At 58.0% G+C, this 25,969-nt stretch carries 26 protein-coding genes and 3 pseudogenes; 20 read left to right on the forward strand and 9 right to left on the reverse strand.

The window, feature by feature from the left end; translation table 11 throughout:
* Window positions 1-48: 48 nt before the first annotated feature.
* The gene (locus GDV60_RS17045; RefSeq protein WP_159908178.1) at window positions 49-1,068 is read left to right on the forward strand and encodes a branched-chain amino acid aminotransferase; all 1,020 of its coding nucleotides are present in this window, start codon (window positions 49-51) and stop codon (window positions 1,066-1,068) included.
* A gap of 125 nt (window positions 1,069-1,193) precedes the next feature.
* Here GDV60_RS17045 and GDV60_RS17050 read toward each other — a convergent pair whose 3' ends face one another.
* Window positions 1,194-2,084, reverse strand: coding sequence for a GNAT family acetyltransferase (locus GDV60_RS17050; protein WP_159908180.1), 891 nt, complete (start codon window positions 2,082-2,084; stop codon window positions 1,194-1,196).
* Window positions 2,085-2,369: 285 nt separating this feature from the next.
* Here GDV60_RS17050 and ctlX point away from each other — a divergent pair, with 285 nt between their 5' ends.
* From ctlX to GDV60_RS17085, 7 genes are all read left to right on the forward strand, one after another.
* The gene (ctlX, locus tag GDV60_RS17055) at window positions 2,370-3,296 is read left to right on the forward strand and encodes a citrulline utilization hydrolase CtlX (protein ID WP_159908182.1); all 927 of its coding nucleotides are present in this window, start codon (window positions 2,370-2,372) and stop codon (window positions 3,294-3,296) included.
* Between the two features lie 11 nt (window positions 3,297-3,307).
* Window positions 3,308-4,354 carry an ornithine cyclodeaminase gene (locus GDV60_RS17060; RefSeq protein ID WP_159908184.1) on the forward strand — a complete coding sequence of 349 codons (1,047 nt, stop codon included), beginning with the start codon at window positions 3,308-3,310 and terminating at the stop codon, window positions 4,352-4,354.
* Between the two features lie 257 nt (window positions 4,355-4,611).
* Window positions 4,612-5,391 carry an ABC transporter substrate-binding protein gene (locus GDV60_RS17065; protein ID WP_029296539.1) on the forward strand — a complete coding sequence of 260 codons (780 nt, stop codon included), beginning with the start codon at window positions 4,612-4,614 and terminating at the stop codon, window positions 5,389-5,391.
* A gap of 171 nt (window positions 5,392-5,562) precedes the next feature.
* Window positions 5,563-6,264: an ABC transporter permease gene (locus GDV60_RS17070; protein WP_159908186.1), complete on the forward strand. Its 702-nt coding sequence runs from the start codon at window positions 5,563-5,565 to the stop codon at window positions 6,262-6,264.
* The gene (locus GDV60_RS17075) at window positions 6,261-6,974 is read left to right on the forward strand and encodes an ABC transporter permease (RefSeq protein WP_029296541.1); all 714 of its coding nucleotides are present in this window, start codon (window positions 6,261-6,263) and stop codon (window positions 6,972-6,974) included. Before GDV60_RS17070 ends, GDV60_RS17075 begins: the two co-directional genes overlap by 4 nt.
* A gap of 3 nt (window positions 6,975-6,977) precedes the next feature.
* The gene (locus GDV60_RS17080) at window positions 6,978-7,820 is read left to right on the forward strand and encodes an ABC transporter ATP-binding protein (RefSeq protein WP_224791191.1); all 843 of its coding nucleotides are present in this window, start codon (window positions 6,978-6,980) and stop codon (window positions 7,818-7,820) included.
* 14 nt (window positions 7,821-7,834) lie between these two features.
* Window positions 7,835-8,332, forward strand: a complete 498-nt coding sequence (locus tag GDV60_RS17085; RefSeq protein ID WP_029296543.1) for an Lrp/AsnC family transcriptional regulator — start codon at window positions 7,835-7,837, stop codon at window positions 8,330-8,332.
* A gap of 234 nt (window positions 8,333-8,566) precedes the next feature.
* Here the strand turns inward: GDV60_RS17085 and GDV60_RS17090 are convergent, their stop codons facing one another.
* From GDV60_RS17090 to GDV60_RS17100, 3 genes and pseudogenes are all read right to left on the reverse strand, one after another.
* Window positions 8,567-9,400, reverse strand: a complete 834-nt coding sequence (locus GDV60_RS17090; RefSeq protein WP_159908188.1) for a TIGR03915 family putative DNA repair protein — start codon at window positions 9,398-9,400, stop codon at window positions 8,567-8,569.
* Window positions 9,397-10,617, reverse strand: coding sequence for a putative DNA modification/repair radical SAM protein (locus GDV60_RS17095; RefSeq protein ID WP_159908190.1), 1,221 nt, complete (start codon window positions 10,615-10,617; stop codon window positions 9,397-9,399). The genes GDV60_RS17090 and GDV60_RS17095 overlap by 4 nt, the downstream gene beginning before the upstream one ends.
* 191 nt (window positions 10,618-10,808) lie before the next feature.
* Window positions 10,809-10,967, reverse strand: a pseudogene (locus GDV60_RS17100) (FKBP-type peptidyl-prolyl cis-trans isomerase); the annotation flags it as partial.
* A 395-nt stretch (window positions 10,968-11,362) separates the two neighbouring features.
* Between GDV60_RS17100 and GDV60_RS17105 the strand changes: the two are divergent.
* From GDV60_RS17105 to GDV60_RS27120, 6 genes are all read left to right on the forward strand, one after another.
* Window positions 11,363-12,235: a DUF2971 domain-containing protein gene (locus tag GDV60_RS17105; protein ID WP_256679310.1), complete on the forward strand. Its 873-nt coding sequence runs from the start codon at window positions 11,363-11,365 to the stop codon at window positions 12,233-12,235.
* Window positions 12,207-12,587 carry a tyrosine-type recombinase/integrase gene (locus GDV60_RS17110; RefSeq protein WP_256679311.1) on the forward strand — a complete coding sequence of 127 codons (381 nt, stop codon included), beginning with the start codon at window positions 12,207-12,209 and terminating at the stop codon, window positions 12,585-12,587. Before GDV60_RS17105 ends, GDV60_RS17110 begins: the two co-directional genes overlap by 29 nt.
* A 216-nt stretch (window positions 12,588-12,803) precedes the next feature.
* Window positions 12,804-13,463 (forward strand): hypothetical protein, encoded by a 660-nt coding sequence (locus GDV60_RS17115; RefSeq protein ID WP_159908192.1) that lies wholly within the window; start codon window positions 12,804-12,806, stop codon window positions 13,461-13,463.
* 60 nt (window positions 13,464-13,523) lie between these two features.
* Entirely contained in the window at window positions 13,524-14,396 is an 873-nt protein-coding gene (locus GDV60_RS17120; protein WP_159908194.1) for a DUF2971 domain-containing protein, read from the forward strand.
* 211 nt (window positions 14,397-14,607) lie between these two features.
* Complete coding sequence (locus GDV60_RS17125) at window positions 14,608-15,210, forward strand: hypothetical protein (protein ID WP_159908196.1); 603 nt, start codon at window positions 14,608-14,610, stop codon at window positions 15,208-15,210.
* Entirely contained in the window at window positions 15,132-15,821 is a 690-nt protein-coding gene (locus tag GDV60_RS27120) for a transglycosylase domain-containing protein (RefSeq protein ID WP_371923787.1), read from the forward strand. Before GDV60_RS17125 ends, GDV60_RS27120 begins: the two co-directional genes overlap by 79 nt.
* 438 nt (window positions 15,822-16,259) lie before the next feature.
* Here the strand turns inward: GDV60_RS27120 and GDV60_RS26880 are convergent.
* Window positions 16,260-16,472: pseudogene (locus GDV60_RS26880) on the reverse strand (helix-turn-helix domain-containing protein); the annotation flags it as partial.
* A 5-nt stretch (window positions 16,473-16,477) separates the two neighbouring features.
* Between GDV60_RS26880 and GDV60_RS17135 the strand changes: the two are divergent.
* Window positions 16,478-16,765 (forward strand): annotated as a pseudogene (locus GDV60_RS17135) (hypothetical protein); the annotation flags it as partial.
* A 40-nt stretch (window positions 16,766-16,805) separates the two neighbouring features.
* Here the strand turns inward: GDV60_RS17135 and GDV60_RS17140 are convergent.
* Both GDV60_RS17140 and GDV60_RS17145 read right to left on the reverse strand, forming a co-directional pair.
* The gene (locus GDV60_RS17140; RefSeq protein WP_070995667.1) at window positions 16,806-17,432 is read right to left on the reverse strand and encodes a hypothetical protein; all 627 of its coding nucleotides are present in this window, start codon (window positions 17,430-17,432) and stop codon (window positions 16,806-16,808) included.
* Between the two features lie 80 nt (window positions 17,433-17,512).
* Window positions 17,513-18,481, reverse strand: a complete 969-nt coding sequence (locus GDV60_RS17145) for a hypothetical protein (RefSeq protein ID WP_159908200.1) — start codon at window positions 18,479-18,481, stop codon at window positions 17,513-17,515.
* Window positions 18,482-18,793: 312 nt separating this feature from the next.
* On the opposite strand from GDV60_RS17145, the gene GDV60_RS17150 reads away from it, so the two are divergent.
* From GDV60_RS17150 to GDV60_RS17160, 3 genes are all read left to right on the forward strand, one after another.
* Window positions 18,794-20,287, forward strand: coding sequence for a PAS domain S-box protein (locus tag GDV60_RS17150; RefSeq protein ID WP_159908202.1), 1,494 nt, complete (start codon window positions 18,794-18,796; stop codon window positions 20,285-20,287).
* Window positions 20,288-20,421: 134 nt separating this feature from the next.
* Window positions 20,422-20,673 carry a CsbD family protein gene (locus GDV60_RS17155; RefSeq protein WP_029296551.1) on the forward strand — a complete coding sequence of 84 codons (252 nt, stop codon included), beginning with the start codon at window positions 20,422-20,424 and terminating at the stop codon, window positions 20,671-20,673.
* A gap of 11 nt (window positions 20,674-20,684) precedes the next feature.
* On the forward strand, window positions 20,685-20,933 hold the full coding sequence (locus GDV60_RS17160) for a DUF1652 domain-containing protein (protein WP_029296553.1): 249 nt from the start codon (window positions 20,685-20,687) through the stop codon (window positions 20,931-20,933).
* A gap of 366 nt (window positions 20,934-21,299) precedes the next feature.
* On the opposite strand, the gene GDV60_RS17165 is transcribed toward GDV60_RS17160, so the two are convergent.
* Window positions 21,300-22,505, reverse strand: coding sequence for an MFS transporter (locus tag GDV60_RS17165; protein ID WP_159908204.1), 1,206 nt, complete (start codon window positions 22,503-22,505; stop codon window positions 21,300-21,302).
* 172 nt (window positions 22,506-22,677) lie between these two features.
* Window positions 22,678-22,983 carry an RcnB family protein gene (locus tag GDV60_RS17170; RefSeq protein WP_070995670.1) on the reverse strand — a complete coding sequence of 102 codons (306 nt, stop codon included), beginning with the start codon at window positions 22,981-22,983 and terminating at the stop codon, window positions 22,678-22,680.
* A 130-nt stretch (window positions 22,984-23,113) separates the two neighbouring features.
* Here GDV60_RS17170 and GDV60_RS17175 point away from each other — a divergent pair, with 130 nt between their 5' ends.
* Both GDV60_RS17175 and GDV60_RS17180 read left to right on the forward strand, forming a co-directional pair.
* Window positions 23,114-25,273: a WG repeat-containing protein gene (locus tag GDV60_RS17175; protein WP_159908206.1), complete on the forward strand. Its 2,160-nt coding sequence runs from the start codon at window positions 23,114-23,116 to the stop codon at window positions 25,271-25,273.
* A gap of 120 nt (window positions 25,274-25,393) precedes the next feature.
* On the forward strand, window positions 25,394-25,951 hold the full coding sequence (locus GDV60_RS17180; RefSeq protein WP_029296561.1) for a helix-turn-helix domain-containing protein: 558 nt from the start codon (window positions 25,394-25,396) through the stop codon (window positions 25,949-25,951).
* The last annotated feature ends 18 nt before the right edge of the window (window positions 25,952-25,969 follow it).

Below are 25,969 nucleotides of genomic sequence, written 5' to 3' on the forward strand. Positions count from 1 at the left end.
CCGAAAGCCTGCCTTCGACCAGGCGGTTGCGAAGAGATAGAGGGTGTCATGAGTAACGAAAGCATCAATTGGGACAAATTGGGTTTTGACTACATCAAGACCGACAAGCGCTTCCTCCAGACCTGGAAAGACGGCGTCTGGCAAGAAGGCACCCTGACCGACGACAACGTGCTGCACATCAGCGAGGGCTCCACTGCCCTGCACTACGGCCAGCAATGCTTTGAAGGCCTCAAGGCCTATCGCTGCAAGGACGGCTCGATCAACCTGTTCCGCCCGGACCAGAACGCCGCCCGCATGCAACGCAGCTGCGCGCGCCTGCTGATGCCGCAAGTGCCGACCGAAGCCTTTATCCAAGCCTGTAAGGAAGTGGTCCGCGCCAACGAGCGTTTCATCCCGCCGTACGGCACTGGCGGCGCGCTGTACCTGCGCCCGTTCGTGATCGGCACCGGTGACAACATCGGCGTGCGCACCGCGCCCGAGTTCATCTTCTCGATCTTCTGCATCCCGGTTGGCGCTTACTTCAAGGGCGGCCTGACCCCGCACAACTTCCTGATCTCCGGCTACGACCGCGCCGCGCCAAACGGCACCGGCGCCGCCAAGGTCGGTGGCAACTACGCGGCCAGCCTGATGCCCGGCTCCCTGGCGAAAAAAGCCAACTTTGCCGACTGCATCTACCTGGACCCGGCCACCCACTCGAAAATCGAAGAAGTCGGCTCGGCCAACTTCTTCGGGATCACCCACGACAACAAGTTCGTCACCCCGAACTCGCCGTCGGTACTGCCAGGCATCACCCGCCTGTCGCTGATCGAACTGGCCAAGACCCGCCTGGGCCTGGAAGTGGTCGAAGGCGACGTGCTGATCGACAAACTGGCAGACTTCAAGGAAGCCGGCGCCTGCGGTACGGCGGCCGTGATCACGCCTATCGGCGGGATCGAGTACAAAGACAAACTGCACGTGTTCTACAGCGAAAAAGAAGTCGGCCCGGTCACCCAGAAGCTCTACAAAGAGCTGACCGGTGTGCAGTCCGGCGACGTTGAAGCGCCGGCTGGCTGGATCGTCAAGGTCTAAGCCGAGCGCAGAACAAAATGTGGGAGCGGGCTTGCTCGCGAAAGCGGTGTGTCAGTCACTGATGACGTTGACTGACCCACCGCTTTCGCGAGCAAGCCCGCTCCCACATTTGCTTACGGGTGGTTTCAGGATTTGGGCAGGTTCTGCGCAATCTTCTTGCCCATGCTGATCCTCGGTTCCACGCCATACCCCAGCGCTTCATAGAACCCCACGACCGCCTCATTGCCCGAGGTGATCTGCAGGTTGATCTTCAGGCAACCCAAGGCAATCAATGCCTGCTCCCCATGCCGCACCAACGACGCGCCCAGGCCTTGCCGGCGATAGTCGGGATGCACGGCCACCGAATACAACCAGCCACGATGCCCGTCGTAACCTGCCATCAAGGTACCGATCACGGCCGTCTTATCGGTAGCGACAAAGAACAGCCCATCGTCGACCGCCAGCTTTTTATCAATCGCCAACTCCGGCCGGTTATGGGCCGTGTCGTAGCCGAACGCCGCCTGCCATAACGTCGCGACCTGGGCACGATGCAAGCGGTCGCGGTAAGGCCCGATGGGGTGGCGGGACGACAATGCCTTCTCCATCACCAGGGTGCGCTCGTTGCCGTGGTACACGTCGCGCACGGTGTGGAACCCCAGCTTGGTATAGAACGGCTCGGCGGTCAGCGACGACGGTACGCTCAATACCGTAACCCCAGCCTCACGGGCCCGCTGTTCGATATCGACCATCAGTTGGCGGCCGATGCCCTGCCCTTGCAGCGCCGGGTTGACGAACACCGAACGCACGACATTGGCGTCCAGGGCGGCGGTCGCGACGATTTGCTGATCCTGGAGTGCAACCAGCACGGTGCGCCGCGTCAGCAATTGCAGCACCGCCTGCGGTGTGAAGTTGCTCGCCACCCGGGCAATCACGTCCGCCGGGTAGTCGCCGGCGTTACTACTGTGCAGGGCGGCAAGGATGACCTGGCTGATGCCTTCGGCATCCGAGGCTTGTGCGAGGCGAACGGCGGTAGGCATGACTCCTCCTGACGGACAGCGTTATGACGGCACCCACGATAACAATGTGGGAGCGGGCTTGCTCGCGAATGCGGTGTATCAGTCAACATATCCACCACTGACCCACCGTATTCGCGAGCAAGCCCGCTCCCACATTTTGAGCCGCGCTCGACACTACAGCCGATTCGGCTACCATACCCCTCTTTTCAGCTTTCCCGGCTGGGCCACTCCCCTGTTTCAGCCGGGATTCTGCCGCCAGAGCGCACAAAATAGCCTCCATGCCCAACCCCATGGACCCGTGCCCCCATGCAAACCACCAATACTGTCCTGATGATCCGCCCGGCGCACTTTGCCTTTAACCCGGACACCGCGATCAACAACCGTTTCCAGCGCGCGCCCGCAGATCCAGTGGCCGCACAGCACAAAGCGCTGGAAGAGTTCGACGGATACGTCCAGACCCTGCGCCAGCATGGCGTGGAAGTGTTGGTGGTGCAGGACACGCCCGCGCCCCATACCCCGGATTCGATCTTCCCCAATAACTGGTGGAGCAGCCATGCCGACGGCAGCCTGGTGCTGTACCCGATGGAAGGCCAGAACCGCCGCCTGGAGCGCAACAAAGGCGTGTTGCAAGTGCTGGAGCAACGCTTCGCGATCAAACACACCATCGACTTCAGCCACCTGGAACAACAGAACATGTTCCTCGAAGGCACCGGCAGCATGGTCCTCGACCGCCAGCACCGCATCAGCTACGCCTGTCACTCCGGGCGCACCCACCACGATGCCCTGCGCCAGTTCGCCGAGCGCCTGGACTATCAGGTCTGCGCCTTCCACGCCGTCGACCGCCATCACGCACCGATCTACCACAGCAACGTGATGATGAGCGTCGGCCGCGACCTGTCGGTGGTGTGCCTGGACGCGCTACCCCAAGCCCACGAACGCCAGGGCCTGGAACGTTCCCTGCGCGACACCGGCAAAGACATCCTGGCCCTGGACTTCGACCAGTTGGAAGCCTTCGCCGGCAACATGCTGGAGGTCCACGACCGCGACGGCCAGCCGCTGCTGGTGATGTCCGCCAGCGCCTGGCGCTCGCTCAAGCCGGCGCAGCGCCAGCATGTGGAGCGCCACACCCACCCGGTGGTGGTGAATATCGACAATATCGAACGCATCGGCGGCGGCAGTGCCCGCTGCATGTTGGCCGAAGTGCATCTGCCGGCCCGCGCCTCATTCCAATAAGGAGTTTTTCCATGACCCGTTATATCGACGTCAACGACCTCAGCTACCTGGTATCGCAAAAAGGCCTGCAAACCTGCATCACCGAGATGGCCGAGTACATCCGCGCCGACTACCTGCGCTGGAACGACTTTGAGAAATGCGCACGCCTGGCCAACCACTCGCCCGAGGGCGTGATCGAGCTGATGCCGGTCTCGGATGCTTCGCTGTATGCCTTCAAATACGTCAACGGCCACCCGAAAAACACCCAGAGCGGCATGCTCACCGTCATGGCGTTCGGCGCCCTGGGGGATGTGGACACCGGCAAGCCGGTGCTGCTCAGCGAGATGACCCTGACCACCGCGATCCGCACTGCCGCGACTTCGGCCCTGGTCGCCCACTACCTGGCCCGCGACAACAGCCGCAGCATGGCGCTGATCGGCAACGGTTCGCAAAGTGAATTCCAGGCCCTGGCCTTCCATGCGCTGCTGGGCATCAACGAAATCCGCCTGTTCGATATCGATACCCAGGCCATGCACAAGCTGGCGAACAACCTCAAGGCCTTCCCGGCCATCAAGGTGACCCTGGCCGGTAGCGTTGCTGAAGCGGTCAAAGGCGCCGATATCGTCACCACCGTAACCGCCGACAAGGCCTACGCCACGATCCTTACCGACGAGATGATCGAGCCCGGCATGCACCTCAACGCCGTGGGCGGCGACTGCCCTGGCAAGACCGAACTGGACCGCCGTATCGTCGAGCGCGCCCGGGTGATCGTGGAGTACGAACCACAAAGCCGTATCGAGGGCGAAATCCAGCATATGCCCGAGGACTCGCCAGTCACCGAGCTGTGGCAGGTGATCAACGGTCAGAAGCCGGGCCGGGAAAACCCGCGCCAGGTCACCCTGTTCGACTCCGTGGGTTTTGCCCTCGAAGACTATTCGGCCCTGCGCTATGTACTGGATGTGGCCAAGGCCCTGGACGTGGGCAGCGAGTTGGAGTTGGTACCGGACCTGGCCGACCCCAAGGATCTGTTCGCCCGCCTGGCCCAACAACCGGCCGCACAGCACAAAAAGCGCGCCTGAAACCGCTCTGGCCTGCTGCTTTGCGCGAGCGGCGGGCCCCGGAGCCGGGTTTGAAAAGCCGATATGCAGGGTGTTGCAGCCGATTCTGCTGCAACCGGTGTTTTAACAGCGTATTCCGCGTGCCAACGCCTAGGTAAACGACACAAAAAACGCACCACCATGAAGCATTCTGAGCGCGACCAAAGAGTCAGCAAATGAATGCATGCCGCACCCTTTCTACTGCCCTGACATCAATTACAAAATATAGGGAAAACACCATGACTCCGCTCCGATCACTCATCGCCGCGCTGCTCCTGCCTTTGTGCGCCACCGCCGTCCAGGCCCAGGAATGGAAAGAAATCCGTTTCGGCGTGTTCCCCGAGTACCCACCCTTTGAATCCGTGGCCGCCGATGGCAGCCTGCAAGGTTTCGACATTGAGTTGGGCAACGCCATCTGTGCCAAGCTCGAAGTCAAATGCACCTGGGTCAACAACGAGTTCGACGGCATGATCCCGGCGCTGCGTGCGCGCAAGTTCGACGCCATCATGTCCTCCATGGCCGTGACCCCGGCCCGGCAAAAACAGATCGACTTCAGCGACCGCCTGTTCCTCAGCCCCACCTCGGTGATCACCCGCAAGGGCGCCGGCTTCGGTGACACCCCGGAATCGCTCAAAGGCAAGCAGGTCGGTGTACTCCAGGGTTCGCTGCAGGAAGCCTACGCCCGTGCGCACCTGGCCAAGCTCGGCGCGCAGGTCAAGGCGTATCAGTCCCAGGACCAGAACTACGCCGACCTGCAAAACGGCCGCCTCGACGCGACGTTGACCGACAAGCTCGAAGCCCAGCTCAACTTCCTGTCCAAGCCTGAAGGTGCCGACTACCAGTCTGGCCCAGCCTTCAAGGACCCGACCTTGCCCCTGGACATTGCCATGGGCCTGCGCAAGAACGACCAGGAGTTGCGGGCGCTGATCAACAAGGGTATCGCGGCCATCCAGGCTGATGGCACTTACGCGCAGATTCAGAAGAAGTACTTCGGTGACGAAGACATCTATCACGAATAACGTCAGCAGATAGCCTCTCCCCCTGTAGGAGCGAGCTTGTCTCCGGGCGGCGCTCCGACGAAAAACGTCAACGATAACGCGTAAAGCCAGATTAAACGCGGTGCCCTTGAGTTCTTCGCGAGCAAGCTCGCTCCTACAAAAGGGGCACCGTGCCCATCGAGATCTCCCCCCATGAATGAACTTCTCAACCTGCAAGGCTTCGGCCCGCTGTTGGCCCAGGGTGCCTGGATGACCATCAAGCTGGCGCTCCTCGCGCTGGTCCTGAGCCTGACCCTGGGCCTGGTCGCCGCCGGTGCCAAGCTGTCCAGCCATAAGCTGTTGCGCATCCCGGCCACGCTCTACACCACTTTGATCCGCAGTGTGCCGGACCTGGTGCTGATCCTGCTGATCTTCTACAGCCTGCAACTGTGGCTCAATGACCTGACCGAGATGCTCGGCTGGAATTACTTCGAAATCGATCCATTCACCGCAGGCGTCATCACCCTGGGCTTTATCTACGGCGCGTATTTCACCGAAAACTTTCGCGGCGCGATGCTCAGTGTACCCGTGGGCCAACTGGAAGCGGCGACCGCCTACGGCTTGAGTCGCTGGCAGCGCTTTCGGCTGGTGATGTTCCCGCAATTGATGCGCTTTGCGCTGCCGGGGTTGGGCAATAACTGGCTGGTGCTGCTCAAGTCCACGGCGCTGGTGTCGATCATCGGCCTGGCAGACCTGGTCAAGGCCGCGCAGAACGCCGGCAAGACCACCAATGACCCGCTGTATTTTCTGATCCTCGCGGGCCTGGTGTACCTGTTGATCACCACCCTCTCCAACCGCATCTTCAAACGCCTGGAACGGCGCTACAACGTCGGCATCAAGGGGGTCGCGCGATGATTGAACTGATCCAGCAATATGGCCTGGCGTACCTGTGGACCGATGGCTCGGGCTTTTCCGGAGTGGCCATGACCTTGTGGCTGTTTATCGTGTCAGTGATCCTCGGGTTTGTCCTGTCGATCCCGCTGGCAATTGCCCGCGTCAGCGAGCACTTCTGGCTACGCTGGCCGGTGGAGGTGTACACCTACCTGTTTCGTGGCACGCCGCTGTATATCCAGTTGCTGATTTGCTACACCGGCCTGTACAGCCTGCAAGTGGTGCAAGACACCGCCCTGCTCAATCAGTTTTTCCGCGATGCGTTGAACTGCACCCTGCTGGCCTTTGTGCTCAACACCTGTGCCTACACCGTGGAAATCTTCGCCGGGGCCATTCGCAATATTCCCCACGGTGAAATTGAAGCAGCGCGGGCCTATGGTTTGCACGGCTGGCGGATGAACCTGTTCGTGGTGATCCCCGCCGCGCTGCGCCGCGCGTTGCCGGCCTACAGCAACGAAATGATCCTGATGCTGCACGCCACGTCCCTGGCGTTTACCGCAACCATCGCCGACATCCTCAAGGTGGCCCGCGACGCCAACGCCGAAACGTTCCTTACGTTCCAGGCCTTCGGCATTGCCGCGCTGCTGTACATGCTGCTGTCCTTTGCATTGGTGGGCCTGTTCCGACTGGCCGAACGACGCTGGATGCGCTTTCTTGTCCCGACCCGAGGCTAACCCATGAACCAGTCCGCACAGGCCCTGGCCGCCCATCCTGCTGATCTTGCCACCTCCCGCCCGACTGCTGTTGCTGCCAGTGCCAGCGTCAAGCTCAAGGTCGAAGACCTGCACAAAAGCTACGGCGAGCATGAAGTGCTCAAGGGCGTTTCCCTTAACGCCAGCAAGGGCGACGTGATCAGCCTGATCGGCGCCAGCGGCTCCGGCAAGAGCACTATGCTGCGCTGCATCAACTTCCTGGAACAACCCGACGCCGGGGTGATTACCCTGGACGGCATCAGCATTGAAATGCGCCAGGGCCGTGCCGGCGTGCAGGCGCCGCACCAGGCGCAACTGCAGAACCTGCGCACACGCCTGGCCATGGTGTTCCAGCATTTCAACCTGTGGAGCCACATGACGGTGCTGGAGAACATCTGCATGGCACCGCGCCGGGTGTTGGGCGTGAGCGCCGCCGAAGCGGAAAAACGCGCGCGGATGTACCTGGATAAAGTTGGGCTGCCAAGCCGGGTCGCGGATCAATACCCGGCGTTTCTCTCCGGTGGCCAGCAACAGCGGGTGGCCATCGCCCGGGCGCTGGCCATGGAGCCGGAGATTATCCTGTTCGACGAACCGACCTCGGCGCTGGATCCAGAGCTTGTAGGGGAAGTCCTCAAAGTCATACAGACGTTGGCCGAGGAAGGTCGTACCATGCTCATGGTCACCCACGAAATGGGCTTTGCCCGGCAGGTGTCCAGCCAGGTGCTGTTCCTGCACCAGGGCCGTGTCGAAGAACAAGGCAGCGCCGAGATCCTCGACCATCCCAAGAGCGAACGCTTGCAGCAATTTCTCTCCAACCGCTTGAAGTGAATACAGAATCGACCATGGATACCAAGGCCAACGGACCCCATTCCTCCCCTGCGCTGGATCGCATTGATGAAGCCATCATCGATGTATTGCGCCATCAGGGGCGCATCACCTACGAGAAGCTGTCTTCGCTGGTGCACCTGACCCCCCGGCCCTGCCTGGAACGGGTGCGCAAGCTGGAGCGGCGCGGGGTGATACGCGGCTATGGCGCGATCATCGATGTGCAGATGGTCTCGCCGGGGTTGTCGTTGCTGGTGCTGGTGGCCCTGTCCAACCAGAGCGGGCGCTCGGCGCAAAAGGCCTTCGAAGCCTGCGTCAAGGCCTGCCCGCAAGTGTTCGAATGCCAACTGATCAGCGGCCCCTTCGACTACAGCCTGCGCATGCGCTGCCGGGACATGGAGCACTACCGCGTGCTGACGGAAACCTGGTTAAACAATGATGAGCTGCACATTGATAAATTGGTGGCCCATCCGGAGTTGGCGGTGGTGAAAAACACTGCGACTGAGTTGGCCTGACGCCATCCCCTATCGCGATGAAGATCCAATGTGCAAGCTGGCTTGTGTGGGGAGCTGGCTTGTGTGGGAGCTGGCTTGTGTGGGAGCTGGCTTGTGTGGGAGCTGGCTTGTGTGGGAGCTGGCTTGTGTGGGAGCTGGCTTGCCTGCGATAGCATCACCTCGGTACAACTGGATAGACCGAGGCGTCTGCATCGCAGGCAAGCCAGCTCCCACACAAGCCAGCGCCTACAGGTTCTAACCAGGCCCGCTTGAAATCCGCTTGCCGGGGCGCTCACCGATCAGCTTCGCCTGCCCATCCCGCTGCTTCCCCGTTCGCGCCTCGCTGATCAACCCCGGTATCAACTTGCCCTCCGGCAGATTCTTCCAGAACCGGCTCGGCAGGTGCCCTTCCATGACTTTGGGATTCAACCGTGCCGGGTTGAAGATATGGCTGTAGTAGGTCAGCCACATGGCACTGTGTGGATCCTCGACATTCTGCGCCAGTTGCTGCCATTGCTCCGGGCACTGGCGTTGATGGATCAACTGCTCACCGTCGTAATACACCCCATCCAGGGGCGTGGCGATCATCCAGCGATGGCGGCCCATACGCCCGACAAAGTGCTGGCTGGCACTGTGCAAAATGTCGTGGGCCGGCTCGTGCCACGCCACGTACTCCGGCAGCTCCGGGCCCGCCGCTGCCGGCAGGGCGATAAAACGTACAAACGCGTGCAGATGATGCGCTTCGCGCCGCACCTGCTTGATCCGCCGCTGCAGCTCGCTGCCCAGTTGATCCCCTGCCATCATTGCCGTGCGGTCACCATGGCTGACACGCCACAGCACTTCATACAGCAGGCTCCAGCGTTGCTCGCCGTGGTAACAGGCGGCACTTTCCAGCAACTCCAGCAGGGCCTTGGGTATACGCGCCTGGAACGGACCATTGTGCGTGGGGTAATGCTCATCGGTAGCGAACAGGTCCGCCACTTCCACTTCACCCCAACTGACATGGCTGGGGTCGATCTGATGGCTGAGCAGCCAGCGCGCCTGCTCGCGCCAGGTGCTGAACAGGTTGTCGCATTCCAGGCTGATCATCCCCACAACCCCATCTGTTGCGGTTGCGGGCGGTCGCGCAGTTGCTCGCGCAGCAGCACACTGGTGCTTTCCGCCTGCTGGGGGTGGTAGTCGCTGGTGATGAAAAACGGTTTGGCCTTGGTCAATACACAGCGCATTCGCGCCAGGTCCTCAAAGCGGATCTTGCGCTGCCGGCGCAGTTCCACCAGGCGCTCGGTGGTGCGCAGGCCAATCCCCGGGATCCGTGCGATCAACGTCGCCTCGGCACGGTTAAGGTCCAGCGGGAACACCTCGCGATGCTCCAGGGCCCAGGCCAGCTTGGGATCAATATCCAGCGCCAGATCCCCCGGCCCGGCGAACAGTTCATTGGCGCGAAAACCATAACTGCGCAGCAGGAAATCCGCTTGATACAACCGGTGCTCGCGCATCAACGGCGGTGCCGCCAGGGGAACGCTTTTCGGACTATTGGGGATCGGGCTGAACGCCGAGTAATAGACCCGGCGCAACTTGAAGTTGCCATACAACGCTTCGGCACCGTGGAGGATAGTGCTGTCATCCGTGTCATCGGCACCGACAATCATCTGCGTGCTCTGCCCCGCCGGCACAAAACGCGGTGAACGGGGCTCGTTGAGCACGGTTTGCTCGCCGGTGAAAATCGTCTGCATCGCCTGCTTGATCGAACCGATCTGCTTCTCTGGCGCGAGGATCTGCAGGCTCTTATCGGTGGGCAGTTCAATGTTCACACTCAAGCGATCAGCATAACGCCCGGCCTCGGCGATCAATGCAGGATCGGCTTCGGGAATGGTCTTGAGGTGGATGTAACCGCGAAAGTCATGCTCCTCGCGCAACAGCTTGGCGACCCGTACCAACTGCTCCATGGTGTAGTCCGCCGAACGGATGATCCCCGAACTGAGAAACAAGCCACTGACGCAATTGCGCCGGTAGAAGTCCAGGGTCAGGCTCACCACCTCCTCCGGGTTGAAGCGTGCACGGGGCACATCGCTGGAGCGGCGGTTGACGCAGTATTGGCAGTCGTAAAGGCAGAAATTGGTCAGCAACACCTTGAGCAACGACACACAGCGCCCATCGGGCGTGTAGCTGTGGCAAATGCCCATGCCATCGCTCGACCCCAGCCCGGCCTTGCCCTCGGAACTGCGCTTGGGCGCCCCGCTGCTGGCGCAGGACGCGTCATACTTGGCGGCATCGGCGAGGATGCTGAGTTTTTCGATCAACTGCATGGCGGGCTACCAGATACTGTATTTTTGTACAGTATCAGCAGCGACGCGTGCTATTCAAGGACAGATAGGCGAACGGTAGAACAAATCACTGTAGGAGCCAGCTTGTCGGCGCCAAGGCCCGCAGACATGCGGCGTGCCTTGGAACGCCATCGCCGGCAAGCCGGCTCCTGCAGGGGCTCGGTGTCAGGTCTTCAATCGTCGCGTGTCAGCACTTCCAGCAACTCAATCTCGAAATGCAGGTTGCTATGGGGTTGGATATGCTTGCCCATCGTTCGCTCGCCATAGGCCAGATGCGCCGGCACAAACAGCTTGCGCAGCCCGCCGACCTTCATCCCGATCAGGCCCTGGTCACAACTATTTCATTTGTTACACCCTAACTTTCCCTCCAAAAATCCAACCCCCCGTATTGGGAATCTCGATTTCAGAGTCGAATCCGTATATTCAGATGATCGAATCCCTATTCATCTGAATATTGCGGGAGTGGGTTTAACCGGAACCGGTTCTGGCAGACCACCCCCGTCCAGCATTATAAAAATCCGTGAAGGCTGGTGCGCGAATACCGGTGAGAGCTCCTGTGAGCTCGTATTGGCCTGTTTGGGTTAGTGCTATTGAAGTCCCTGGTCGCTTATCAAGGGATACTCCCGACCCAATCAACGGAACTCACGGCTCACGGGATTTCCACTCGTGACACTGCGATTGGTTGCTTATTTGAATGGAGTCTCGGGCTGAGTCCGCAGTACCATCCTTGGCTATCACCATCTCACGCAGCGCCGCCAAGGATGAAAACGTGATTATCAATGTCACCGACCACAACAAGTACCTTTACCACTACACCAGCGCCGCGACCGCGATCAATTGCATCCTCAAATTTCGTACTCTCCGACTTGGCGAGTACAGACGTACCAACGACCCCAAAGAAAGCAAGCAATGGCTATTCGATTTCGTATCGTTCGAGCGGAAAACCGACCGTATAGATTACGACCGCAATGCCATGTCGGCTTGGCTTTCAGATGAGTTGAAGCGAGATACGCGCCTAGTCTGCTTTTCGCGTGATACAGGACCGTTGACCGGTAACCACCTCGCAGACATTTTCAATCGCGGTTTTTGTAAACCTCGGATGTGGGCGCAGTACGCTGCAAACCACACCGGCGTTTGTCTGGTGTTCAACCGCGAGAGTCTGGAAAAAGAAATCACTACTCAACTTGATGCGCACACACCTTTACTCGGTGGCGCGGTGCAGTACAAAGATTGTGGGATCGCCCGCGACCTATTTGAAGAGGTTCTCTTCAGTATCAACACTGACGATCTTGAAAGGTACGGGCGAGAAAGGTATCCGTCGATCCACTTAAGAAAACATTATCGCGAGCTTTTCTTCGAAAAAATGAGCGATTGGAAAGCTGAGAATGAATTTCGCTGGGTGGCGTTTTCGAAAACGACGGAACCTCTGGATGTAAAATACGGAAGTGCTTTGGTGGGTATGATATTTGGTGAGGACACCAGTGAGGAAAACAAAAGGGAAATGTCCTTGCTCACCAGCGGAGCGGGAGTCGAAATGCGAGGGTTAAAATGGAAGAACCACAGCCCTTGGTATGACTTCGAGCGGCAAGGCTACCGTTGACCGACTGAGTATAGACAGCACCGATACCTTTCTCATCCCCACCAGCTCACACGACCATTACGGAAAACGCTCACACGCGATATCCAAAGCGGTTGGCAGATTGCGCACAGCAGCAGGCTTCAGCAAGCTCCACGTCTTCCATAGCTTCCGCCATACCGTAATCACTGAATTGATCAGGGCAGACGTGCCAGATGCGTTGGCAAAAGAGCTGGTAGGACACGAGACAGGTTCTGTCACCCACGATGCGTATTCGAAGGGTGCGAGTTCGGCACAAAAACTGGCAGCAGTCTCGAAAATCCCTTCCCTGAAAACAGCCATGCCAAATGAAGACAAAACCCTAAATGTATGGTGATGAAAATCTGACGATGTTCAGCTAGCTGACTTAACAGGGTAAAGATCTGTAGAACCCCATCGGCGCTATTTCCCTCAAATTCTTTGCGAGGACACACAAACTGTACGCACACACAGCGCTGGGCGTGCTAAGCAGCCAACTCAGATTGTCCGACCGTGAGATACTGATAGCGCTATGCTCAACACCCACCAATTGGAAGAGTCAAGAACGGACGCTATGAATACTGAAGATTTTAGGAAAGCAATAGATGCTGATGAAGGTTTGAAAAGCAAAAGAAGAAACCTATTCTTACTCTCCTTGCTACTCCTTGCTATTGTAGTGAGCGGTGCAAACATCAAAGAAGCCAGCAGTTTAGTTTTTAAAATTGAGTTTACGAATCATGAGAACCTACAGTGGCTTTTGATTGCGGGTATTTTTTACAGCGTCTTACGCTACTATGCATACTCCGAAATTTACCGCGACGAGCTTTTCAACCAGTGGTCCAAGAAACTTATTAATGACCCAACTATATATCACTATGATCAGCAAGAAGAGGAAGTCAAGGGTTTATTGGAAAAGGCTGTGGACGTTTGGGGTGGCGATGAGCCGGGGCTAGTAGAGCCGGAGTATAGGAGAATTGGCTTATTAAAACGAGTCATTGCCTACCCAGCAACACAAGAAGACCCGGACCATGGACTTATGTACTTCAAGAGATATATAAACCTCAACAAGTACGACAGCAAATGGAAACGCAAAGACTTTCTGTTTCTTCTTTGGATTGAACTGAAGTACAGAGCAAATGCCTGGGTGGCACAAAGAGAAACCCTGGATCTCGTGGCCCCGTACCTATTGGCCGTTGCTGCATTAGCTGCCTTCTTCTACAAGAAATTTTCCTAAGAAGAAAAACGCGCCAATAAGGCTAATCGTAATACCTCGAATCGCCTCAGGAGTATTAGCATGGCTAAAGTCAATCTCCAGCAAACACTGACCTGTTTCAAATACCGTAGCGGTATGAACGCCCTCAGGTGCCTTGTAGATGGGACGCTTTACTTCGCTAAACCTAGCGAGCTGAACGACACTCTTGAAGCCAAGTTTGACTACGCTGAACATGATGCTAATAGCGAGGTTTTCTGCGACACCCTGTCTGAAATAAGTCGAAGTCGGGGTGATCCAGATTACTCGTTTGAGAGTTCGTGCCCTCCTGAAGTAGCTCGTGCTATCAACTGCGAAAATGAGCGGCTACGAAAGTTTAGTGAGGGTGTTGGTATCTTTTCCGCTGCTCACCGTCCTAATCATCAGGCTATGTGGGCGTACTACGCGGAAAATAGCCAGGGAGTGTGTTTTGAGCTGGAGTGGTCGCCTTCGGTCTTGCAGGACCATCAGCTGTTTCCTGTGGACGTGACTTATTTCGGTGGCGCCCGATCACACAATTATGCCGATGATTGGCGGCAACTTTTCATCGCCCTAGCGGAAGAGCACCCCGGTGCAACTCTCGCCCAGCTTCAGGAGTTGTCGCTTGGAGAGGACTTTCTTCGTCGAAGAGGCATTCTTTCAGCTGCTCGCGTAACCTCAGTCAAGCACACTGACTGGAGTCACGAAAACGAAATTAGATTGCTCGCACCTAGGGCGGGCGGGCGATTATTGCTATCTAAAGTGTTGAAGAGGATACATTTCATCAGAACTGATGGTCTGCATTGGGGTGACATCATGTTGCATGCTCATCTCCATTATCCTGAGGTACAGTTGGTGCAATGGACCATGCTTCACGGTGTGGTCACTGCCTCTGCACAACGTAAAGCTCTTCGTACGATTCCGATTGAAAGCGCCTGATCTATTGGTGCTTCCTCGTTAATGCTCCCATTACCTTGCCATCTATCAGGCTTAGATCGCAAGGTATCCCCGGTCCAGCGCTGTGCACGCGTGTCTGCAAGCCTGGTTTCGTCAGTGAGGGTTGGTCGATTTGCGTAGAGGCAAAGTAATGCTAAGATAACAGCAGCTTTTAAACTGCTGCTTCAAACTCGGCCGAGTTCAGTGAGGTTTCATGTCTTTCTGCGATACTGTGGTGGCTATTGCTTCTTCGATTCATAGCTTCGGAAGCGTCTCATCTAATTATGGATCATTAGTCGCTGCAATTATTGTGGCGGGCATGCTTTTCATTATTCGGGAATTATCCATAAGGTCAAAAAATTACTCTGGCGTATTTTACACAATGAGTACAGTTGAAAGCTCATCTTACAACCCTTATAAGGGGATGCAGCTTTTTCACACACTCGTTCTTTACTCGGATGGTTATGTCATCTGCGGCACCTCTGAGAAAACTGGCGACATAGATAGTAAGCGTGGATGTGAGTATGAGGGGGCTCAGAAAATCCGGGGAGAGGTAACTGGTAGAGTAGAACGGAATTACCTCTGGAGCACAGTGATGAATCTCCATATTGTGGAACAAGGGGAAAAGCGGGAAAGCACGTCTTTTATGACCGTAAAAGTTAGTCGGTTCAACTTCCGAAAAGCACAGAACGCTGGTGGATTTTATTCAACTGCTGCGAATACCAAGGGTCGTGTACTATGTGGCAGAGAGTTATTCAGCGAGCATCCTACAGGTTGTTCACCGTTCCAATCTACTGCGGGATCGCAGCTGTTATAATATTAAAACACAAGTCGATTCTCGATGACTTTGTGAAGTGCTCGACTATTGTAACGGAGCATGAAGGACAGCGTGCGTGCGCGATAACTGATTCGCTCATTCGTACATTGGTTGTAGGAGAGGATCACCGGAATAGCATGCATTTCGGCGTGGACCCTATCGCTATATTACGATCAGTTAAGGTCAGAATATTTGAGGGAAAGAGACAAGGCGCAAGCACCATCGAACAACAGCTAGTGCGGACTATAACGGGCCGTTATGAAAAAACTTCGAAACGAAAATTCCGAGAGCAGATTCTAGCTGTAATGTTAAGTTCGAAATTTTCCAAGGATGACCTAGCGGCTTGTTATTTAATGGTTGCATATTATGGCGCTTCATTAGTGGGGGCTTCGGGCCTAAAGAAACTTAGCATTGGCAGTACTAGTTGCATCAATGAATTAATTGTCGCGCACTTGAAATACCCCCGCTCGTCAACCCCCACCGAAGCACTAATCCGGAAGCAGCTTTTGCGGGTGGCTCATTTAAAAGGATTGCTGGCAGAAACTAATACTGGTCTGTTTTTAAAGAAACCATCTAAGACTCTATCTGGTTCGCCCTTAAGATTTGATTAGCGTATTTGAGTATGGCTGCTTTCGGCCTTCCATTTGACTGAGTGGAGCTTCTGGTCACTGCTTTATATGGGGATTTGTTATTACTAACGCAGCTGAAAGATGAAAGTGGTGATCTGCTTAGCGTTGTTGATGGCATCACTGCCTCCATGCGCAGAAAGCCATTTCGTCACCCCTCCAGATCAGCGGCTAACTCGTGTTGGTTTTGCATTAACAGGGTAAGGCATCGGCTGTTGCGATCTGTACTTCTTGGTTATGTGTCACGGTTTTCGTCATCTGTTATACGTAGCCGCGCCATGAACACCACAATCAACCAGCCTTGCAATCTGGTCAGCTGACATAGTTGGACGCTTCGACATCAGCGACTTCACCTGCTCCTATTACGTGGCATTCCGCCCCCGGCCGATGGCTCCCAATCCGGCTCAGCAAGCTTTTTATTCTCTAGCCTTTGCTTGATTCGTTCCACACGCTCGCCGAACTGTTATCCGCCGACAGAGATTTTTCAAACTCTGCAATTAGTTCTTGAAGTCCAGCGCCCAGCAAGGTGCATAAGTCACGCAGTTGCACGATGTCCAAACGGCGCGTCCCGCTCTCCACACCGCTCATAAAGGACTGAGGTCGGCCTAGTGCCTTCGAGCACTCAACCTGAGTCAGGTCAGACATCGGCATTGGGCGTGCTGATCTGGCGCAGTCAGTGGATCAAGCGCGGTTGGTATCCCACCTATGTGCCGTTGGTATCGGTGGTGCCGGCGGCGGTGTTGACCCATGGCGGGAGCTGGATGGTGGTCGGTTCAAGTGCGTTGCTTGGCGCATTGGTTGCGCCGCCCCTGGCCTGTGCCATTGCGGGACGACTTGCGCCCCACTTTCATCCGTACATTGGCAATGTGCTTTCGATGGCACTGAGCACCTTGCTGATCGTGCCCCTGGTGGGAAGACTGGTCGCGTAAACGAGCGGGTACGGCTCCCGGGCCTTACCCACTCCACACTTTACAACCACCGCCAAAACCGCCCCCAGAACCCCCGCTCCAGATCCGCCTTGCACCCCGCATACTGGCGCGCATACAGATCGGAACGGGCCTTGACCTTGCCGGCAACCGGCAACAACCAGGCCTTGCTGGCATAGGTGCGGTTGCGGTAGCCGCCCCAGCCTTCGTGGTAGTTCAGGTACTGGCCGTAGGCGTCGTATTTGTATACGCCGTTGATGGTGGCGGTCTTGTCCATGTACCAGCCGACAAAGTCGATGGCATCGTCGAAGTCCTGGCGGCTGGCCCAGTTGCGGCCGGTGCTTTTCTGGTAGTCGCCCCACACTTCATCCTTGGCCTGGGCATAGCCGGCGGCGGTGCTCACGCGGCCCCAGGGGATGATCCACAACAGGTATTTGCGCGGGGTCTTGGCGTTCTGCCGGAAGCCCGATTCCTGGTACATGATGGCGAACGGTATCTGGATCGGCACACCCCAGCGTTTCTGGGTGACTTTGGCCGCGTCGTACCAGTCGTCCTTCTCGCGGAAGATGGCGCAGAGGTCATCGGGGGAGCGCGGCGGTGAGGTACCGCACGCCGCCAATAAGGTGGTGAAGAGCAGGAGGGCTGTGGTTTTTACCGGGGTCAAAAGCATACCTTTGCGTGAGCGCGAAAAAAGCCGACAGTTTACGCGCTCACGCAAGGTGTTGTGGTCATGACATCAATTGGCCTTGATCAAGCCAATGGCACTTTGCGGGTCGAAATGGCCAGGCGACCAATGCCAAAGCTCAATGCCGCGCCCAGTACCAGCATCAACAAGGTGCTCCACGCCGCGCGGGACAGTTGCTTGGCCGCCACTTCACCCGCTTCACGGGCCTGTTGTTCAGCCTGGGCCTTCAGCTCTTGGACTTTCTGCACAGCCTGTTGGTAGGCCTGGGCATAGTTCTCGACAATCTGGCTGGCCTCGACCTGGCTCTTGCCGGTGCGGGCGGCGACGATGTTGACCAGCGCCTCTTTGTCTGCCGCGTTCAACGCAGGTTCACCGGAGGCTTTGACGCGTTCGAACCACTGCTTGAGTTCAGCCGCCGCCTGGGCTGGATGGGTGGCTGCATCAGTGGCTGCTTGCTGGCCGTCTGCCGCTGCCTGGTCGGCTTTTTGCTCGACATTGGCGGGGTCCAGTTCTGCCTTGCCGCTTTGCTTGAGCAAGGTGTCGAGCTCGCCCTGCAGGCTGTCCCAATCCAGGCTGATGCCCTTCTCGTTCAACTGCTGCTTGACGCTATCGCTGATGCCGGGGGCTACCGCAGCAATCCCGCTGCCGGCCGCCGACAGGCCTTTGCCCACCACATTGCCTGCGGCGCCCACCACGCTGGTGGCCAATGCCGCCAGCAGCCAGGTGGTGAGCAAGGTGGTGATGGTCCAGCTCAGGACACCATGCAGGCCTCCACGATCCGGAGCGGTACGGCCGGCGACAAAAGCGCCTACGCCAATCGCCAGCAAGGTAGAGACAAACAGCCAGATCCCGGCGCCCGTGCCAAAACCGCTCAGCGGGTTGCCGGCCGCCATTGGGTCGACCGCACTGGCGCCGATGGCAGTGCCCAGTACGCTCAGCACCAGGTAGGTCACCAGGGCAATTGCACTACCGGCCAGGACTGAGCCCCAGGACACGCGAAACGGCGAGCGGTTGGTTTCATAAAGAGTGGTCATGATCGATCCTTGGACAAATGAGTAGACCTTCAGTGTGTCCAGACCGGTGGCTACGGTCTCGGCACAATTGCACTAGGTACACTGGTGCATTCGCACCCCGCCAGAGTGATTGGCTCTGCACTATGCTCAGGCTCTGTTGTCGTACTCCACATGTGCCAGACACGCCCTGTTTTGTAAGAGCGAGCTTGCTCGCGAAGAACCTTAGGGCGCCGCGTTCTTCCAGGGCGCGCGCGTTACCGTTGGAGACCTTCGCGAGCAAGCTCGCTCCTACAAGAGACACGGTTGTCCTTATCTACCCATTTTGGAGAAAGCATGAGCCAGGCCGTCCTCGCCCAAGAAACCAATCGCCGCCAATTGCAGCAGATCATTTCCGGCCTGTCCGACGGGGTGATTCTCGCCGAACTCGACCAGAGCATTCTGTGGGCCAACGATGCTGCACTGACCATGCATGGCCTGGACGATATTGCCGGGCTTGGCGCCAATACCGCCGAATACGCCGAGCGTTTTGCCCTGCGCTACCGCAACAACCACCCGCTGCCCTTGGAAGCCTATCCACTGAGCCGGGTGGCCAACGGCGAAGCGTTCAGCGATGTGGTAGTGGAAGTCACGCCCACTGCCGACCCCGACCGCACCTGGGTCCATCGCCTGCGCAGCCTGGCGCTCACCGACAGCGCCGGCAAGCCGGAACTGCTGGTGCTGATCCTCAGCGATGCCACCGAATGGGCCAGCGCCGAGCAGCGTTTTGAAAAGACCTTCAACGCCAACCCGGCGCCGGCGGTGATCTGCCGCTTGAGTGATTTGCGCTATATCAAGGTCAACCAGGGCTTCCTCGAAATGACCGGCTACAACCGCGACCAGGTCATCGGCCGTTCGGTGTACGAACTGGACGTGCTGGAACAGGCCGAGCGCAAGGAGTTGGCGATCCAGCGCCTGGGCGAAGGCGCGACCATCCCGCAGATGCAAGCCGAGCTGAAGCTGCCCGAAGGCGGCAGCAAGCTGGTGATTGTCGCCGGCCAGCCGCTGGATATGAACGATGAGGAATGCATGCTGTTTTCCTTCACCGACCTGGAGCCCCGGCGCAAGGCCGAAACCGCCCTGCGCCAGAGCGAGGAGCGGTTTGCCAAGTCGTTCCGCCTGACGCCGGTGCCAACCCTGGTGTGCGATGCGGGCAATCAGCAGGTGGTGGACGTCAACGATGCGTTCATGACCATCACCGGCTACACCAGCGAAGAGTTGATCGGCAAATCCATCAGCGATATCAACTTTATCGACAGCAGCGAGGCCTGCACGCAGTTGTTCGCCACCCTGGAAAAGGCCGGCAGCCTCGAAGGCCAAGACCTGAAGATCCGCAAGAAAGGCCATGAGGTGATTGACTGCGTGGTGTCGGCCGACACCGTGACCATCCAGGACACCGCCTGTTACCTGCTGGTAATGATGAACATCACCGAGCGCAAACGCTCGGAGTTGGAGTTGGTGTCGGCCATCGAGGAAGTGATGAAGGACGCGTCCTGGTTCAGCCAGACGCTGATCGAAAAACTGGCCAACGCCAAGAGCGTCAACAGCCCCAACCAGCCGAACATCGCCTTCACCGACCTGACCGCCCGTGAGCGGGATGTCCTGGGGTTGATCTGTGAAGGCCTGGCCGACAAGGAAATCGCCTCGCGCCTGAAGCTGGCGCCCAATACCGTGCGCAATCATGTGGCCACGGTGTACTCCAAGCTCAACGTACACAGCCGCAGCGCCGCGATTGTATGGGCGCGGGAACGAGGGCTGTTTGCCGGCGAGCGACGGGTAAAAAAACCATGAACCCAGTGCAAATGCACTAGCCCTACCAGTGCAAATTCGCCTTATTGCGAGGGGATGGGCTGCTTAACCTTGAAGGGTAGCCACAGGGTTTGACGCTCTGTGCCATGGCGATTGTTGCCCTTGAAGGAGACATCATGAAAAGTGAACAAATCAAAGGCCGCGTGGAAAAGGCCGTCGGCAAGGCCCAGGACTTTCTTGGCGACATGACCGATGACGAACAACTCCAGGCCCAGGGCGTAGCGCGCCAGGCGGCCGGCCAACTGCAACAGACCTATGGCGATGTGCTGGACAATGTCGGTGACTTTGCCCAACGCAAGCCGCTGGCCACCGTGGCAATCGTCGCGGGCGTGGGTCTGGTCCTGGGCCTGTTGCTGCGTCGTCGTTAATGGGGGCCGGCATGTTTACCTTGTCCCAACTGCGTAACTGCATCGAAGAAGCCTTGTTGCCGCTGACTTGCGAGTTCACCCTGTGCCGCGATTCGTCACTGACGTTGAAGGTATTTGATGCCGAGAGTGGGCGCGTGGACCTGGTGGTCACCGGGATCAGCGTGAACAAGCTCAAGACCCCGCAGGACGTCGCGACGATGGTCGAAGAATTGCGCTACGAATTGCACAGCAACACCGTGGGCGGTGCCATCTCCATCTGACCCCGCCCCTTTGTAGGCACTATCCCCTGTGGGAGCGGACTTGCCCGCGATAGCTTTGCCGCAACGCCTAAATCCAGGCAGGTAGCGCAGTTGTGGCGAGCGGGCTTGCCCCGCGCTGGGCTGCGAAGCAGCCCCAATAAGCCGAATGCGTTGTACCAGATACACCGCAGCGGCTGGTTTTGGGGCTGCTTCGCAGCCCAGCGCGGGCGATGCGGCGTTCCGACAAGCCCGCTCGCCACAGGAGAGTTCGTCAGTTTCTGAAAGTTGTGTAGATGCCTATGCCGCGACAGCGGCGGATCAGTCAAAGATGCATTTACTGACAGGCCGCAATCGCGGGCAAGCCCGCTCCCACAGGGACGCAGTCGTTTACACAGAGGGTGGGATGTCAGGGCGCGGCTTCAACGACGCACCGATAAAGTAGAACAGCCCCCCGGCCACGATAAACCCGGCCAGCATGTAGAACATGTAGTGCGCCGGCAGGCTGGCCAGCACCAACCCGCACAACACCGGCCCCAGCGCGGCGCCGAGGTTGGAGAGGTTTTGCGCGCCGTAGTACATGCCCCGCAGGTGGTCCGGGGCGATGCGGTCGATAAACATGTACTCGGCGGGGAACACGATGATTTCGCCCACGGTAAAGATCGCCATCGACACCACCCACCACCACACGCTGGTGGACAGCGCAAAGCCGATCACCCCTACCATGAACATCGCCAGCCCCAGGAGCAGCCAGCGGCTCAGGTGACGGTGGCTGATCTGCCGGCCAATCACGTATTGCAGGGCGATCACCAGCAGTGCGTTGGTGGTCAGGATGGCGCTGATTACGGTGTAGGTGTATTCGGCGTCCGAGGTGGTCACCAGGTACTGCGACAGGTAGGCGGTAAACTGCCCGAACACCACCGCGCTGAGCAGGCCGCCGAGGGTAAAGCACACCAGGCGATGATCGCGCAGCAATACCCGGCCCACCGCAAGGAAAGGCACCGGTTTTTGCGCGGTGTCGATCGTCGCCAGGCGGCGATCGCCCCAGCGCCAGTAGAGCAGGAAGAACCCCATCCCCAGCAGCACCGACAAGACAAACGGCAGGCTCATGTCGACCTTGGCCACCATCGCGCCCAAGAACGGCCCTACCGCATAGCCGATATTGGTCAGGGTGTATTTGATGGAAAACACTTCGCTGCGGGCGTCGACGGGCAACAGGCTGGCAAAGCCAGCCTTGACCGCGACATCGATCACCGCATACGCCAGGTTGATCAGGATCAGGCAACTGTAGAAAAGCCACAGCTCGCGGGCCAGCAGCGTGCCGACAAACCCCAGGACGAACAGCAGGCTCAGCCCCAGCAACAGCCGGTAGCTATTGATCCGGTCCACAAGGAACCCGCCATACACACTCAGCAGGGATCCGACGATCAGCGAACTGCCGATCACCAGGCCCACCTCGCTGATACCCAGGGCGAAATGGCTGGACAGGTAGATCACCATGTACGGAAAGGTGATCGCCTTGGCCAGGGTCAGTACCAGCGTGGCCGACAGCAGCAGGTTTACGCTGCGGGGGTAGTTTTTTATTGTTTTCAGCATCCTGCTCTCGTTCCCTGAAAGTCGTCGTTGCACAGGCTACGACAGGCGCAACGCGCAGCTACCTTAACTCAGGACGAGCGGCAAAAAATGCCGTTTTTATGCAGTCGTGCATGATTTTTTAAATACCTCGACCCCAAGGGAGGAAGGCATTGGCCCGCCCCCCCACAACAGCTTATTTGGCAGGCGTGATATCGAGGATGGTGCCATTGGTGATTTTCACCAGCACATAACGGTCGTTGACCCGCGCCCACTGGCTGTCGTCATGGGGCGCTTTGAGCCCGCGCTTTTTCCAGTCCGCAAGGGCCGATTCCTTGCGCACCAGGATATCCGGCGCACGGTCTCCCACTTTCAAGTCTCGGGTATTGATGTTTGAAGGCTCCACGGTTTTTTGCGGATTGTCCTCGGCCTGCACGGTAAGGCTGGTGGCGGACAGGCTGGCGGCAACCAGCAGGCTGGCAATCAGGGACGTTGCTTTCATGGGCATTCCTTCAATAAATGATGTGTACCCAGGTTCCGACAGCAGGGCCCTGCAATCATTCAGCGGCAATACAGCCACGGGTATCGGTGCCTGCTAATCTTGCGCCAGCCCTCCATCGAGTCCGAGAACAATGAAAACAGCCCTGACCCGAACCAAACTGCTGGCCAGCGCCCTGATCGTGATCGCCGTGATTGGCGGTGCCACTTATTACTTGCTGGACCGCCGTGCCACCCACGGCCTGCTTGACGGTCCCCAATACAGCGAAGCGCAACTCAATGAGGGCGGTGTGGATGGCATCCGGGATCTGCCGTTGCCAGAAGCAAAAAAACGCCTGAATTACCTGATCCTCGATATGCGCGACGGCATCAACCGCATCGCCATGCTCGAAAGCATGCGCCTGGAAATCGGCCCGGCCACCACCACGCCAGGCGAACAGAAAGAGCTGAACTATGAGGAGCCGTTCGTGCCCTTCCCCGCCGCCGAACTGAAGGCGGCATTGACCGACCTCAAGCGCACACCAGGGCAGTTCCAGCAGTTGTTCTTCGACAATGCGTCCGGGCTGAAGCTGGAAGTCGAGGCGATTCGCGAGGTGCTCAAGCGCGGGGCCCTGCCCGATCAGCAGACCGAAACCAGCTATCGCATCCAGACCCTGTACTTTCGCGACGGCTCGCAGCAGCCGTTCGCCGAAGTGGCGATCAAGGATGAAGACAGTGAGGAGCAAGACCAGGACACCACCCAGGCCGAACTCAAGCTCAACAAGCCCCTGGAACGTATCGGCCTGACCCTGACTTATCAGGCCTACCCCGGCTTCAATAAAATCGTCCTGGACCGGGCCCACCCGAAAGCCACCGCCGAGGGTGGCGAGGTGTACCAACTGACCCACCTGGGCGACGCCAGCGCCTCCTTGCAACTGGCAACGCCGAAGAATAAATCCTATGTAATCCAGGGCCTGACCGCCGATGGCAAGACGCTGTACAGCGCTGGCAACAGCTCCAACACTTCGCCCACCGCCGAACAAAAAGCCAACCTGCGGGCCTACTACAACGAACTGCTGCGCATGGAAGACAACTTCGCCGACTTCAAGACGGCCGCTGCGGTGCAGGATCACCTGGAACAGTTCGCCAGCAACCTGCCCAGCTCCGACAGCGAGCTGAGTAACGTGCAGGCTACCTACCAATTCGAAGACACCCCCGCCAGCATCGTGATTTACGTGCTGGACCCGCTCCAACCCCAAACCCTTGATTGGGACATGCACAACAGCACCGCCCCTCGCGAGCGCTACATCGCCTACGACAGCGCCAGCGAAAGCAGCGGCTTTATCGACAGCAAGGGGCAGTGGGTGGTCAAGCCGCGCTTCAAGCGCATTGATACCACCGAGATGCCCGGCGTGTACCACATCATGGTCGGCGAAAAATCTTCCGGCGAGGGCTGGAGCGAATTGCAGTTCAAGTACTTTGCCTTTGTACCCGGTACGCAGACGTTGAAAGAACTGCCCTTCGAAATCATCGACAGCGCGATCAACGACGACCTGATGATTGTCGAGCGTGAAACCAACGGCCCCTATGGGGTCTACGACGTGAAGAAGCTACAGGTCGTGGTGCCGATGAAGTACGTCAACCCCAGTGTGATCGGCAACGTGTTCATCGCCCGCCCTGGCGAGACCACCTATGGCTCAAACTCGTTGTACGGCGCCTGGAGCCTGAGCGGCAAGGAGCTGTTGGCACCGCGCTACTGCGCAATCAACGGCAGCGGCGAGTTTATCTACGCCACCTCCGCCGACCAGAAACAGACCGACGTCTACAACCTGCAGATGAAGAAACTCAACCCACCCGGCGCGACCGTCTTCGGCCAGTTTGTCCAGGGCCAACCTCTGCTGATCCAGGACCGTGGCAGCCGCAAATACAGCTTTATCAACGAACAGGGCAAGGTGCTGCCTTTTAGCCTGCCCTTTGATGACGTCAACCCGTTTTCCAACGGCATGGCGGTGGTGCAAAAGGGTAGCCGCTATGGCGCCATCGACGTACACGGCAAACTGCGCGTGCCCATGACCTACAGCAAACTCAACCCCTTCCAGAAGAACCTCGCCTCGGCAGAAATGGATAATTTTGAAGGGTTGGTATTGATCGACAAAAACAATCGCGTGGTGAAAAAACTTGGGTCATATACCAGCTACAGCTACCCGTACAACAGCAACGACGCGACCTATAGCATCTGGGATGCGCAGGTGCCAAACCGCGTGAATGTGTTCGACGCCGATGGCAACCAGACCGATAGCTTCGAGCGCGAGTGAATGATGGCATCGTTGTAGGAGCCGGTTTGCCGGCTCTTACAACAGGACCGCTATTGCATCCGTGAAATTAATCCTGTAATTTTTCATGAAATTTTTAGACAAGAATTTCACGAACCTCCCATGGACAAACAAGAAGAACTGGACGCCCTGGCGATCCTGATTCACGACCTGCGCAAATACAAAAAGCTCACCCTGGCCCAACTGGCACAGAAGATCGAGCGTTCCGTGGGGTTCCTGTCCCAGGTCGAGCGTGGGTTGTCGCGCCCCACCGTGGCGGACCTGACCGCCATCAGCCATGCACTCGACGTGCCCACCACCTATTTCTACAGCCTGTCCAAACCCAAGGCAGTGGCCTGGGTCACGCGCCCCAACGAGCGGCGCACGGTGTATTACGCCAATGGCATCACCGACATCCTTGTTTCGCCCAGCATGCAAGGGGCGTTTTCGATCCTCGACAGTCTGCTCGAACCCGGCGCCAACAGTGGCGAACAGACCATGAGCGACCGCGCCGAGCAGGCCGGTTTCGTGCTTGAAGGCCACCTGACCCTGTGGGTCGAGGGCGAAGCCGATGCGGTCACTCTCGGCCCCGGCGACAGCTTTCACCTCGCCAGTTTTGCCCACTGCCGCTACGGCAACCTGACCGACCTGCCGGCCCGCGTGCTGTGGGTCTACAACTAAGGCACACCAAGGAGCGTC

The sequence above is a fragment of the Pseudomonas sp. DTU12.1 genome (assembly GCF_009873475.1).
GTDB classification, from domain to species: Bacteria; Pseudomonadota; Gammaproteobacteria; order Pseudomonadales; family Pseudomonadaceae; genus Aquipseudomonas; species Aquipseudomonas proteolytica.